Origin of the sequence: Flavobacterium chilense, assembly GCF_001602525.1 — a bacterium.
Classification (GTDB): domain Bacteria; phylum Bacteroidota; class Bacteroidia; order Flavobacteriales; family Flavobacteriaceae; genus Flavobacterium; species Flavobacterium chilense.
The window spans coordinates 35,148-48,995 of record NZ_LSYT01000004.1; the positions used below are offsets into that span (position 1 = coordinate 35,148).

Here is a 13,848-nt window from a genome sequence, read left to right on the forward strand (position 1 = left end):
CTAATTATTTTTTAGTCGTTGAATTAGTATCTTCTGTAGGCGCTACATAAGGTTTGTTTTTCTTTCCAAAAAGAGAAACATTTACATAACGTGTTGGGTAAAGACGAACATCCTGTAATAACAACTCTAACTCTTTTGAAGTTTTAGCCAGATTATTATACAAAGCATCATCATTTAACAGTTTACCTGCTGTACCTTTTCCTGAGTTCAAGTTACTCATTATACCATCAACTTTAGCCAAAGTCTGATTCAGGTTTCTAACTGTTTTTCCTAAATCGGCTTTGTTTAAAGAATCAGAAATTTTATTAAAGTTGCTTGACATTTTATTAAAGTTCGTCACAACTCCGTTAATCTGACCTTTGTTGGTATCTAAAATAGAGTTAAGGCTTCCTGAAGCTCTATGAAATTGCTCCATGGTCTGACTTAGTTCTGATAATGATTTTTTAAGATCTTCCTGCCCTTTTTTGTCTAAAACATTATTTAAACCGGTAACCAGCGTATTAATATTGACAAGCATTTGATCTAATTTTTGCTGGATAGGCTCGATTTTATTCCCTAAAGATTCTGTTAATCCCAGCTTTACATCAGACTGGAGTGTCTGACCATCCTCAGCAGGATCTTTATCTGCTAAATTAGCAATAATAGCAATTTGCTTTCCTCCAATTAAACTGGCTGAATATAAAGATGCCTTACTTGATTTAGAAATAGGAAAATCTGTTTTTAACTGAAGTTCAACTAATAATTTACCAGTTACTTCATTAATTGTAATCTTATTTACCTTACCAACTACAAGTCCGTTTATGGTAACAGGTGCTGATTGTGCCAGTTCTTCAACATTATCGTATTCTACATATAATGTTTTATAATTTGTAAAAAGGTCTTTGCCTTTTAAAAAACTATAACCCCAAATAAATAATAAGATTGACGCGATGACTAATATAGCCGTTTTAATTTCTCTTGTTAGTTTCAAAATTCTTAGTGTTTGTACAAAATTAATATAAATATTCGAACTAGAAGCTATTATTTAATGGCGTCTTGAATACTGATCTTTTCTCCGTCTTTAGTTGCAACTAAATAAGCAGCTCCATATCCTTTATCTTTAGCTTCTTCCAAATATTTTTTGGCAGTGTCGTAACTTGAAGTTTCCTGATAAAAATATTTATAAATATTATTTTCGTACAGCATTGTAACATTTTTTAGTCCTTTAAAGTTTTTTGGCTCTAATGGTGTTTTTTTAATGCTGGCAATTAATTGTACTTTGAAGAAAACTCCTTTTGGAGCATTTTTAGCCACTGCAGCCGTTTCGACTACTTTAGTTTTTTTGGGTGTTGAAGTATCTTTTGCCGGTTTTGCTTCTATTATTTCAGAAGCTCCTGAACCAAAATATTCGTTCTTGTAGCTTAAAATTGCTTCTGCTATGGCTTTTGCAATATCGTTTTGCCCTTCTTCAGAATTTAGAATATTTCCTTCTGTAGGATTCGAAACAAAGCCTGTTTCTACTAATACTCTTGGCATGTAAGCTTTATGAAGTACCATAAAAGGAGCTTGTTTTACCCCTCCATGACGAAGCTTTTTTCCAAGTTTATCAAAATTGTCTTCGATTTTGCTGGCCAATGAAATACTGTTATCTAAATATTCTTCCTGCATTAAGATCATCCCCGTCATTGATTCCGGCGAATTAGGATCGAAACCTTCATATTTACGTTTATAATCTTTTTCTAACGTAATTACAGAGTTCTCTTTTTTCGCAGCTTCAAGATTTGATGCTACTTTACTTAAACCCATTACATAAGTTTCTGTTCCGTCTGCAGCAGTGTTTTTGTTGGCATTACAGTGTATAGACACAAAAATATTAGAATTTGCTCTGTTGGCAATGTTAGCTCTTTCTACTAAATCAATAAAAACATCCGTTTTACGGGTATAAATTACATTAACATTTGGACTCGCTTCTAAAATTTTACCCACTTTTAGAACAATAGCCAAAGCAATATTTTTTTCAATTCGTCCACTATAAACGGCGCCAAAGTCATGATCTCCATGTCCTGCATCAAGTGTTACCTTAAAAACATTTGCCTGACTATAACCACAAAATGACAATATCGTTAGAAAAAAAGTAAATATTACTTTAATTTTGTTAAATCTATTCATAAATCTAAAAGTTAATTTTAATAAAACGCAACAGCTATAATTTTCACAATTGATTATTTTTGACAAAAAATTATATGTAAGTTTGACATGTCAAAAAACAAGCCATAATTTTACAAAAATAGCATTTAAACCTTTGCATACAAACTTATTTAATATCGTTTTATTATCATTTTTCCTAACTTTAGGATGTGGTAATTTATATTCGCAGGAGATAAAAAACAAAAAAAAGCCCTTACCAACTGTAAAACAAACAGATAAATCAAAATCTGCTACAGAGAAAGCCCCAGCTACAGTAACTGACACTATAAAATTAGACACAGTTAAGGCAAAAAAGAATTTTCTTGATGCTGTTACCAAATATAAAGCTAAAGATTACGCAAAATACGACAAGAAGGCCAAAACGCTTACTTTATATAATGAAGCGGAACTATATTATAAAGATGTTGAATTAAAATCCGGTATCATTGTTTTAAATCTTGAAAAAGATGAAGTTTACGCCGGAAGAATAAAAGATTCAGCAGGAGTTTTAATTCAGTACCCGAATTTTAAACAGGGAGCCAGTGAAGTTCAGCCGGATTCGATTCGTTTTAATTTCAAAACAAAAAAAGCCTTAATCTACAATTCCAGAACTGAACAAGGCGAATTTAAAATAAAAGCAGCCGTGACCAAAAAAGAAAACGATTCTGTTTACTTTTTAAAAGGCGCGCGTTTCACCACAGCAAAAGATATTGATGATCCGGAATACTATTTCCGAACGAACAAGGTAAAATTTGTTCCTAATAAAAAAGTTGTAGTTGGAATTACTCAAATGGTAATTGCAGATGTACCTACTCCTTTGGCATTGCCTTTTGCTTTTTTTCCTATGACTCAGGAAAAAAGTGTTTCAGGTATTATTATCCCTAGTTACAATGACTCTAATACGAGAGGATTCTCTTTACAAAACGGAGGTTATTATTTTGCTTTAAGCGACAATTATGACTTAACTGTTTTAGGGGATTATTACACAAATGGTAGTTATGCCATGCGTTTTGAATCGGCATATGCAACACGATATAAATATCGGGGAAATATTAATGTACGTTTCGAAAACCTGATTAGCAGCGAAAGAGGATATCCGGACTATTCTAAACAGAGTATCTATAATATTCAATGGTCACATTCTAAAGACACTAAATCAAACCCGAATTCGACTTTTTCTGCTTCGGTGAACATGGGTAGCAGTAAATACTTTAAGCGATCGATTAACCAGGCCAATATAGGATCGAACCTGAACAATACTTTGAGTTCATCGATTTCTTATAATAAAACGTTTAATACGATTCCGCAGGCACGTATTTCCTTAACAGCTACACACCAGCAAAACACCCAAACTGAGGACATCCAGATGACCTTACCATCTTTGCAGGGTAGTATTGATCGTGTTTACCCTTTTGTTGGAAAAGACGGTGTTAAAAAAGGTTTTATAAAAAACATCAACTTACAATATAACGTAAGCGGTAAAAACAGCTTTTCTACAAAAGACTCATTGTTTTTTAAACCGCAAATGTTCAAAGATGCTCAAATAGGTATGCAACATAGTATTCCTATTAGTACCAACTTTAAAATATTTAAATATTTTAGTGCCGGGGCCTCAACAAATTATCAGGAAACATGGGTAACTAAAACCATCGATAAAAATTACGATCCATCACAGGGCAAAATTGTAGACAAGACAGTAAATGGTTTTGACGCTTACAGAACATACAATTTCAGCACAAATTTAGGAACCACAATTTATGGTACTTTTAACTTTGGTGATGATAAAAGAATCCAGTCTATTCGCCACGTGATGCGTCCAACTATTACTTATTCGTATACACCAAGTTTTGATCAGTATTACAACAACTACACAGTTGATGCTTCTGGTAAAATCTCTACATATTCAAGATTTGAAGGAGGTATTTTTGGTGCACCCGGAAAAAGTAATTCTAATATTGTATCATTTGCTTTAAGCAATACTTTTGAAGCCAAAGTAAGAGACAGGGACAGCACAAAAACAGAGCCTAAAAAGATTATGCTGTTAAACAACTTAAACTTTAGTACGAGCTATAATTTTGATGCAGACGGAAAACAAACTTTAGCATGGCAACCAGTACTTGTAAGTGGCGGAACACAACTTTTTGACAATAAAATGAATGTGAATTTTGGTGCTACATTAGATCCTTATGCAATTGATAATGGCGGAACCAGAATTAACACTTATAACATTGATAACGGTGGAAGTTTATTTAGAATGACAAGTGCGAATGTTACTTTAAACTACTCGTTTTCGAATAAAGGCGGCAAGGAACAGGAAAACAAACAAAGTGAGCGGAACGGTGGTCGTAAAGATGATTTATTCGGAACAAATACCGACTTAAACGATAGTAGAAATAGTCAGTTTGCAAATGAAAAAGATGATGATAAAGACGTCATAACTGAATTCTTCAATTCTAAACTTCCGTGGGATATGACATTAGCTTATTCCCTAACCTATTCTAATGTAAACAGAGAAAATAAGATTAGTAACAACTCTATTATGATTTCTGCCAATATGGATATTACACCAAAATGGAAAGGCGGAGTTTCGACAGGATATGACTTTGTACAAAAAGGGGTTACTTTTACACAATTTCGTTTTGAAAGAGATCTGTTAAGCTGGAGAATGGCTTTTAACTGGACTCCGATTGGGGTAAACTCTAACTGGAATTTCTTTATTGGAATCAAATCAGGAATGCTTAGTGATATTAAATGGAACAAACGCAGCACATCAAACAGATAATCGACGTTCAAAAAATTTCACCATAATTACTGGCTCCTAAAACCAAATATTATTTTAGATATGAAAAAAATCATCTTTACAGAAAAAGCACCGGCACCAATTGGCCCTTATAATCAGGCCGTATTATCAGGCAATACACTTTATGCTTCTGGCCAGATTGCTATTAATCCGGCTTCGGGAGAATTAATTACTGACAACATCAATGACGAAACTACTCAGGTAATGCAGAATATTTCTGCCATTTTAGAAGCAGCAGGTATGACTTTTGAAAACGTTGTTAAAGCCACTATTTTTATTATGGATATGAATAATTTTGGTGCTATAAATACTATTTACGGTTCTTATTTTGACGAAAAAACTGCTCCTGCACGTGAAACTGTACAAGTAGCATGTTTACCTAAAAATGTAAATGTTGAGATTTCTGTAATTGCAGTGCAATAAAGGAATTGTTTCAAGTTTCAAAGTTTCAGGTTTATCTCTTTGAGTTAAACACATGAACTTGAACTAAAATCATAACACAAAAAAGCCGTTACAAATATATTGCAACGGCTTTTTTTATATCTAAAAATGGCTTTTCTATAACTGCAAAGCGATAGCATTTAATAATAATTGCGATGAAGCTTCATTTGTTGCCAATGGCAAATTATGAACATCACAAACACGAATTAGCATATTAATATCAACTTCGTGAGCGTGGCTGGCAAGCGGATCTTTAAAGAAAAAAACCATTTGCGTTTTTCCTTCTGCTACTCTTGCCGCAATTTGTGCATCACCTCCAAGAGGTCCTGAAAGCATTTTTTTTACCTTAAATCCAGCATTTTCGGCTTTCCCTCCTGTTGTTCCTGTTGCAATTAGTTTAATGTTTTCCTTAAGAAGAAGGCTTTTGTTTTTGTTTAAAAACTGAACCATATCTGCCTTTTTTCCATCGTGAGCTATTATAGCTATTTCCATCTCTTAATTTTATTTATTGATTGGCAACGTGATAAGCAATTAATCCGTCAATAGGTCTTCTTAAAACGTTTCCTAATTGAAGTTCATACTTATTAAATGTTTCCTGTAATTCATCTTTTAGATAAAAAGCAATAGAACCTACAAAATGTACCGGAACTTCTTTACAATTATCAAATTGCTTAATGTAGTTCTTTACAAAAGATTTCATTCCTTTAAAAATGATTTTTCTACAAAATTCTGTGTCTTTATGTTTGATCAGGAATTTTGCAAAAGTTGCCAAATAAGCATTTGGATTTGGCTCTTTGTATAATTTGTTTTTAATAAAATCAGGGTCAACGTCGTATTCTTTTTCAAATTCAACTGCTAATTCCTTCGGCATTTTATTGAAATAATATTTTCTGATTAATTCTTTTCCGAAAACATTTCCGCTACAATCATCCATTACGATATATCCTAATGACTGTACTTTTTGATGCAATGCTTTTCCATCAAAATAACTGCAGTTAGAACCTGTTCCTAAAATAGATACAATTGCCTCTTCGCCTTTTGGAGTTGTAGCATAAACCGCAGCATATGTATCTTCCTGAACATCTACAATTGCGTTTGTAAAATACTCCTGAAAAATTCGTTTTAACTCTTCTTTCATTCGGTCAGTTCCACAACCTGCTCCGTAAAAGAACAAATGAGTCGCATTTTTTTTATTTTGTAAAATATCAAAACGATCGTTTAATCGTACAACAATTTCCGGCTCGTCAAGAATTTCAGGATTTAATCCTAAAGTTTGTGTGGTGAATAATACCTTTCCATTATCATCAATTGCAATCCAATCGGCTTTAGTAGATCCACTATCAACTATTAATTTCATTTTATTTAGTTTTTGGATTAGTTTTTCTCTAACCAGTTAAAAGTGTTATTTTTACACTAATTAAAGACATAACAAAATAAGAAAATCCCGTTATTTTTAGATAACGGGATTTTGCAAAAATATATAATATTATTTTAAACCTGCAATATGCACAGACAAATCAATTAATTTGCTTGAATATCCGTACTCATTGTCATACCAGGAAACTAATTTAAAGAAAGTAGAATTTAAACCAATACCTGCACCAGCATCTACGATTGAAGTTCTTTTGTCAGAAATAAAATCCTGAGATACAACAGCATCTTCAGTATATCCTAGGATACCTTTCATTTCGTTTTCTGAAGCTTTTTTCAATACAGCCAAGATTTCTTCGTAAGTAGTTTCTTTAGCAACTTTTACAGTTAAATCTACTACAGAAACGTCAGCAGTAGGTACACGGAAAGACATTCCTGTTAATTTTCCATTCAAAGAAGGAATAACTTTTCCAACCGCTTTTGCAGCACCTGTTGAAGAAGGAATGATGTTTATTGCAGCTGCACGTCCACCTCTCCAGTCTTTTCTAGAAGGTCCGTCAGCAGTCATTTGAGTTGAAGTAGTTGCGTGAACAGTAGTCATTAAACCTTCAACAATTTCGAAATTATCGTGAATAACTTTAGCTAATGGAGCTAAACAGTTTGTAGTACAAGATGCATTAGAAACAACTAAATCAGAAGCTTTTGCAGTTTCGTGGTTCACACCCATTACAAACATTGGAGCATCAGCAGACGGAGCAGAAATAATTACTTTTTTAGCTCCTCCTTTTAAGTGCTCGCTTGCAGTTTCGATAGTGGTAAAAATACCAGTACATTCTGCTACAACATCAACATCAACTTCGTTCCATTTTAAGTCAGCTGGATTTCTTTCTGCAGTGATACGGATGTTTCTTCCGTTTACATAAAGCTTTCCTTCTTTTACTTCTACAGTTCCGTTGAAACGACCGTGAACTGAATCATATTTTAATAAGTAAGCTAAGTGATCTACGTCTAATAAATCGTTGATTGCTACAACTTCTACATTATCTCTATTGAAAGACTCTCTAAAAACGATTCTTCCGATACGTCCAAATCCGTTTATTCCTAATTTTACTTTTGACATTTTACTTAATTTTTGCTTTTGTTTTTATTACACTATTTTAAAGTCTAATTTCCTCACAATAAACTTCATTTCTTTTTAAACTTTTATCTTATGTCGACATGATGTCAGATACTCTCAACAATTCTCTATCTATTTCAGATTTTCCTTTGATTGCTTGTTCAAGAGGAGTCAGCGCTACTTTATCAGCTTGTAAACCTACCATGTAGTTTGACTTTCCTTCGATTAATGACTCTACTGCTTTAACACCTAAACGGCTTGCTAAAACACGGTCAAAACAAGATGGAGATCCACCACGCTGCATGTGTCCTAAAACAGATACTCTTACGTCGTATTCAGGCAGATTAGCCTCAACGTAATCTTTTAATTCAAATACGTTTTTACCAATTTTATCTCCCTCGGCAATAACCACTATACTTGATGATTTTCCTGACGCTTTACTTTTTTGAAGTGAGTCTAGCAATCTGTCTAAACCTAAATCTTCTTCAGGAATAAGGATTTCTTCGGCACCAGCCCCAATTCCGGCATTAAGAGCAATATGCCCTGCATCTCTACCCATAACCTCTACAAAAAACAAGCGGTTATGTGAACTTGCAGTATCTCTGATTTTATCGATACAATCTACTACTGTATTTAAAGCCGTATCATATCCTAAAGTATGACTGGTTCCATAAATATCATTATCAATTGTACCCGGGATTCCCATTACCGGGAAATTATATTCTGAATTAAAAATCAATCCACCGGTAAAACTTCCGTCTCCTCCAATAACAACAAGAGCATCAACTCCTGCTTTTAAAAGATTCTCGTGAGCCTTTTTTCTACCTTCCGGGGTTCTAAACTCAACTGAACGAGCTGATTTCAGGATCGTTCCACCTTTGTTTACAATATTATTTACGCTTCGGGGTCCCATTTCTTTGAAGTCGCCTTCAATCATTCCCTGATACCCTCTATAAATTCCGATGCATTCTATATTATGAAAAGCGCATGTTCGAACTACTGATCGTATTGCGGCATTCATTCCTGGTGAGTCTCCTCCCGATGTTAGAACACCAACTTTTTTTATTGTTTTTGGCATTATTTAAGTATTAAAGTGTAAAATTAGCAAACATTCACCACTTTACGGGTTATGTTTATAATAAATTAATAAAATGTGTTAAATTCAAACGTTTTCGTTAATAAGTTTTTTGATAGCAAAAAATTCATTTAAAATAATAAAAGGTGCTTTTTTTAATTAATTATTTAAAATTAACAATACATAACTGAAGTGTTACAAAATTTCAAAGTCTGGTTGTTCCTCAAAAAACAAAAAGGATCTTAAATTTAGCATAAAAAAAACCATTCGTCGCAACGAATGGTTTTTATAAGCATATTTTAACAGTTCCTCTAGAAATCATTGTCAGGAATTAATCCTTCATTATTGTTTTGAGGTGGTGGATTTTTCTTCTCTTCGTCTTTTTTATCTGTTTTCTTTTTATTCTTTTCGGCATCCTTTTTATTAGAGAAATTAATAAGTTCCGGATTTAGATAAGAATCCTGTAAATCATCAGACGATTTTATCGCTTTTTCGAGTTTGTGGTTTTTAAACAATTTATTGACTAACTCACTAAAAGTATCAAAATCTACTTCGTACGAAATACCCACACCTTGCGTATACCCAATTCCCTGTCCTATATAATTGATATCATTTTCTTTATTAAACAAACGAAGGTTCATTGATCCGTCTTCATTTACACGATACAGAATTTCAATATCTCCAACAATTGCTGATTCGTTTACTCCGCCAATTGGAACTCCTAATTTTCCGTTTATTGTAATTCTCTCGTTTACCTGAGAACTAATATTTGCTACAAACTGACCATCAGCCTCCTGCCCTAGTCTTTTATCAGCAGAAATATAATTTAAATCAATATTTACTTTTTCATTACCTGATTTGATGATTGAACCCAACAAACTCGAAGCTGTTTCTGCAAATGTTCCGGACAAGTCACCCTGGCTAAATCCGTCTGTACTCATAAACGAACCTGTAGACAAAAGATAAAGAGCCTGTGTCTGACGAATATCTTTATCATCCAGCTTATATTGTATCTCAGATTTTAAAACATTACTAACGGATGGAAACTGTATATCAAAATTAGGTTCCGGACTGGCTAAATCCCCTCTTAAACCTATGACAACTTCTACCGGTACCTTTTTATTAAATGAAGAGGTATTATCCAGCAACACAGCCGGATTTGCTGATGTTTTATAAACTGCTTCAAGATTTAACTGAGCTTTCATCGGGTTACCTTCCCAAATAATAGAACCTCCTTTTTTAACCGAGAATTTTTTATCGATCAAACCTCCATATTTAAAATTATAAGTTCCTTCATATGCCTGGAAATCTCCCCACATATTAAACTTACCTAATGTATTAATTTTAAACAATAAAGATCCATATCCTTTTCCTTTCATACCATGACCTGAATTTCGATCCAGAATTACTTCTACTTCTGCATCAGGGGTAATGTCAAAATCAAATTCGAGTTCCAGACCATTATAGTTTCTGGTTTTCTCTACAATACCGTTTGCCAGGTTGTATTTTTCTTTTGGTGTCACAAAATGAATCCAGCTGCTTTCTCCAACACTTTGTGTGTTATTGATAGGAATCTTGACTTCGGTACCTTTTTCTGATTTCGCATCTACTTTTATAAACAAGCTTTCTGTAGGACCTTTGATACTTGCAGTACCATTTATAAAGGCTGTACCAAAATAAGCCGCATCTTCACTGTCTTTGGTGTCAAGGGCGAGTAAACGCTTAGAAGTAATGGTTAAATCCAGTTTCCAGTCTCCAAAATTATGATGTTCTATACTTCCGTTTAGCAAACCTTTTGTTCCGTATTTCGTATCGGTAAGCTGATTGTTTCTAAACAAGAACTTTTCATCAGTTAAATCAATCACAGTACGATCTGCTAACTCATAATCCGTATTTAGGTATGGAATAGTCATTCCTGCTTTTTCTACATACAAACGTCCGTTAATTTCAGGTTTTTTAAGATTACCAATAACAGCTGCATTTCCGGAAACAGATCCCCGGACATTAGACAAAACATCTCCTCCGACTGTTCCTAAAGTTGCAAGATTAAATCCTTCCAGTTTTAGGTTTAGATCCAGAAAGGTCTCTTTGTTTTCAATAGCAAAAGTTCCATTAGCTTTAAATGATTCCGAAAATCCATTTTGAATAGACGAATTTATCGTGAATTTTTTAAAGTTTTCATCGCCGGCAATATCAAAGTTTAAGGTTCCCAGATCTGTCTTATTCAGATTAAGATGATCTATAACAATAGATGCCGTGGGCTGGTACACATTCTTATTCTGCTTATAATTGATATTTCCGTTTAAATTACCATTAAAAACAAACTTCGAATTTAATGGCGTAATTTTATTAATATCAACGTCCTCAAAATTCAGGACGAGATCTTTATAATCATTTCCTTTGATGACTCCGTTTAAATCAATTTTCTGATTTTCATGAGATAAAATGATATTATTAATCGTGAAATTTTTAAAATACTGATCAAAAACAATCTGATTGTCTTTTTCCTCATGTTCGTTTAAATACCATAAATAGTCTTTAAACTTCATTTCAGATTTCTTAATCCCTACAATATTATTTTTGTTTTTATCAATGGTATGAAATAAATCCAGGTTATAATAATCTTCGCCTTTTTCTCCTCCTTTAAACTCAGAACGCACAAACAAAGTATCTTTTGCTGTTACATTAATTAAATTAAAATCGCGTATTTTATAATAAGGTGTCTTAATACTATCTAATTCAACAAACGCATTATAAAGTGCATTTTTATTGTCAATATTAATTCTGATGTTATCAAAAGTATTTTTTGCTGCCGTAATTTTCTGTGAATTAAACCTGAATTTAAATTCCTGTAAATCAGAATCAATTTTTCCGCGAACTACAGTGGTAGAATCGATATTAATTTCAGGATAAAGCATTTCTACTACTTTATCATAAACATGGAAATTGAAACGTAAAAACTGCCCCTTCTTGACTTTATAGGGTTTATAATTGGTATAAAGACTTCCAACAGAATTCATAACCAGTTTATCTAATTGTCCAAACTGAAATTTACCTACGATTTCACCATTTACAACATCTTTAGAATTAATGGTTATAGTACGTAATTTATCTGCATCAAAATTCGAGTTTATCGTAATCTCATCAAAAGCATAAGTAGCTTTAGGATTTTGATAAACAGCATCTTTAATAAAAATATTTCCCTGAAGATTTTCTATAGAGTTCCCGCTCACCTGAACAACAGCATCTCCTGTAAACTGAGAAATAGAATCATCAATAAATTTAAGTTTCTGCAAATTGGCATTTTCGACATTAATATGAAAATCATATCTGCTTTCTCGTTTACTTAAATCCAGTAAACCATCAAAGGTTAAACTTAAATTAGGATCATTTACAGAAACCTGTCCTTTATAATAAGGCAGTTTAAAGTTTCCGTTTACTACAATATTATTATAGGTATATTTATTATAATCCAGTTTTGAGATATCTCCTTTTAAAATCGTATTAAGGTATTTTTCTGTAAAACCAACTCCGTCAACATCCAGATTTAAAGTAGTTTTCCCAATGTCTTTTCGCTTCAGTAAAGCTCCAATATTAAAATTATCCAAAATGATATTTCCAGAATAAGATGCCTTATCAATAAAATCCATATTATTGATATGCAAATCAGCCTGACCGTTCCCCAGATCGGTAATCATTTTAAAATTGGTTTCCAGATCTGTAGTCGAAACTTTAGCCTTACCAACAATATTAAACGTCCCAATTCTCTGAAGTTCTTTTGGAAGTTTTTTTCCTAAAATACCAGGCAATAAAACCACCAGATTATCATAACTTGAAGCCAGCTTATCAAACTTTCCGTCCATTGAAAACTTTTGTTCTTTGGTTCCCAGAAGGTTTTTGAAGTTAATCGTACCAAAAATTTTCGAACCGTTTGTATCAGTTAGTTTAAGGTGTCTTAAATTAAGATCGTTCAGCGTTCCTTTTATTTTGGTTTTAATTTTAAAATGCTGGTTTTTACCCAATCCGTCATAAAAATAACGAATATCATTAGACGCAATTGAAGCAGAATCTAATGCTACATCAAACTGCACTTTATCTGTAAAGTGAAGAAAATCTTCTACTTTATAATTTAAAATCGCTTTTCCGTAAATCGATGATCTTTTGGTTTTTATTGCCAGATTTTCGACTTTGATCTGTTTCTTGGTATAACTAAATTTCCCGGCAAAATTTGACACATACAATCCACGATGATCTAAAAAAGAAAACCTGTGAATGATCGTATTTACATCGGGACCATATAATTTGAAATCACTTATATAAGCGTTTAACTTTTTAAAATCGAGAAATTTTGGTGTATTTTTATTTTCATCAACTACCGAAAATGCACCTTGCGAAATGTAGGCGTTTCTGGCTGTCAGCAAAAAGTGCTTATTAGATTTGGGAGTCTTTTTACCTGTCTCAAACAATTTAATAAATTTATTAATATTGTTTTCGTCTTCGTTTTTATAGGTCTTCAAATTAAAAATCATCCCTGTAAGCCGGATATCCCCAAAAAGCAAATCACCATCTAACAATCTTTTGATACTTAAAATGTCAGTGGTAATGATATCGGAGTAAATCAGGGTTTTCTTGTGATGGTCTAAAATTAAAACCTTCTTGAGTTTTACGCCGCCAAATATATTTATAGCGACTTTGTCTACACTAATATTGGTTTTAAAATCAGTGTTTAAAGATTCTGTAATATATTTTGCGATTTTTGTCTGAACGACAGGCAGAGCCAGTATGATAACGAGTGCTAACAAAAGTAAAATTAACCCAATTAGGGTTCTGGATATTATTTTCTTTACTTTTTTGATAGCTGCTTTTATTTTAGTTTTC

The 13,848-nt window shown here is 32.9% G+C and carries 9 protein-coding genes; 2 read left to right on the forward strand and 7 right to left on the reverse strand.

The window, feature by feature from the left end; all coding sequences use genetic code 11:
* Positions 1–4 precede the first annotated feature (4 nt).
* Both A4F88_RS11130 and A4F88_RS11135 read right to left on the reverse strand, forming a co-directional pair.
* A complete protein-coding gene (locus A4F88_RS11130) occupies positions 5–970 on the reverse strand; it encodes an MlaD family protein (protein ID WP_068842696.1) in 966 nt (321 codons plus the stop codon).
* Positions 971–1,020: 50 nt separating this feature from the next.
* A complete protein-coding gene (locus A4F88_RS11135) occupies positions 1,021–2,148 on the reverse strand; it encodes an N-acetylmuramoyl-L-alanine amidase family protein (RefSeq protein ID WP_068842979.1) in 1,128 nt (375 codons plus the stop codon).
* 82 nt (positions 2,149–2,230) lie between these two features.
* Here A4F88_RS11135 and A4F88_RS11140 point away from each other — a divergent pair, with 82 nt between their 5' ends.
* Positions 2,231–4,948 (forward strand): putative LPS assembly protein LptD, encoded by a 2,718-nt coding sequence (locus A4F88_RS11140; protein WP_068842980.1) that lies wholly within the window; start codon positions 2,231–2,233, stop codon positions 4,946–4,948.
* 60 nt (positions 4,949–5,008) lie between these two features.
* The gene (locus A4F88_RS11145; protein ID WP_068842697.1) at positions 5,009–5,389 is read left to right on the forward strand and encodes a RidA family protein; all 381 of its coding nucleotides are present in this window, start codon (positions 5,009–5,011) and stop codon (positions 5,387–5,389) included.
* Between the two features lie 135 nt (positions 5,390–5,524).
* On the opposite strand, the gene A4F88_RS11150 is transcribed toward A4F88_RS11145, so the two are convergent.
* From A4F88_RS11150 to A4F88_RS11170, 5 genes are all read right to left on the reverse strand, one after another.
* Positions 5,525–5,899, reverse strand: a complete 375-nt coding sequence (locus tag A4F88_RS11150) for a methylglyoxal synthase (RefSeq protein ID WP_068842698.1) — start codon at positions 5,897–5,899, stop codon at positions 5,525–5,527.
* Positions 5,900–5,912: 13 nt separating this feature from the next.
* The gene (locus A4F88_RS11155) at positions 5,913–6,764 is read right to left on the reverse strand and encodes an N-acetylglucosamine kinase (protein ID WP_068842699.1); all 852 of its coding nucleotides are present in this window, start codon (positions 6,762–6,764) and stop codon (positions 5,913–5,915) included.
* 129 nt (positions 6,765–6,893) lie between these two features.
* Positions 6,894–7,898, reverse strand: coding sequence for a type I glyceraldehyde-3-phosphate dehydrogenase (gene gap, locus A4F88_RS11160; protein WP_012026555.1), 1,005 nt, complete (start codon positions 7,896–7,898; stop codon positions 6,894–6,896).
* A gap of 88 nt (positions 7,899–7,986) precedes the next feature.
* Positions 7,987–8,973, reverse strand: coding sequence for a 6-phosphofructokinase (pfkA, locus tag A4F88_RS11165; protein ID WP_068842700.1), 987 nt, complete (start codon positions 8,971–8,973; stop codon positions 7,987–7,989).
* Positions 8,974–9,281: 308 nt separating this feature from the next.
* A complete protein-coding gene (locus tag A4F88_RS11170; RefSeq protein ID WP_068842701.1) occupies positions 9,282–13,772 on the reverse strand; it encodes a translocation/assembly module TamB domain-containing protein in 4,491 nt (1,496 codons plus the stop codon).
* Positions 13,773–13,848: the final 76 nt, after the last annotated feature.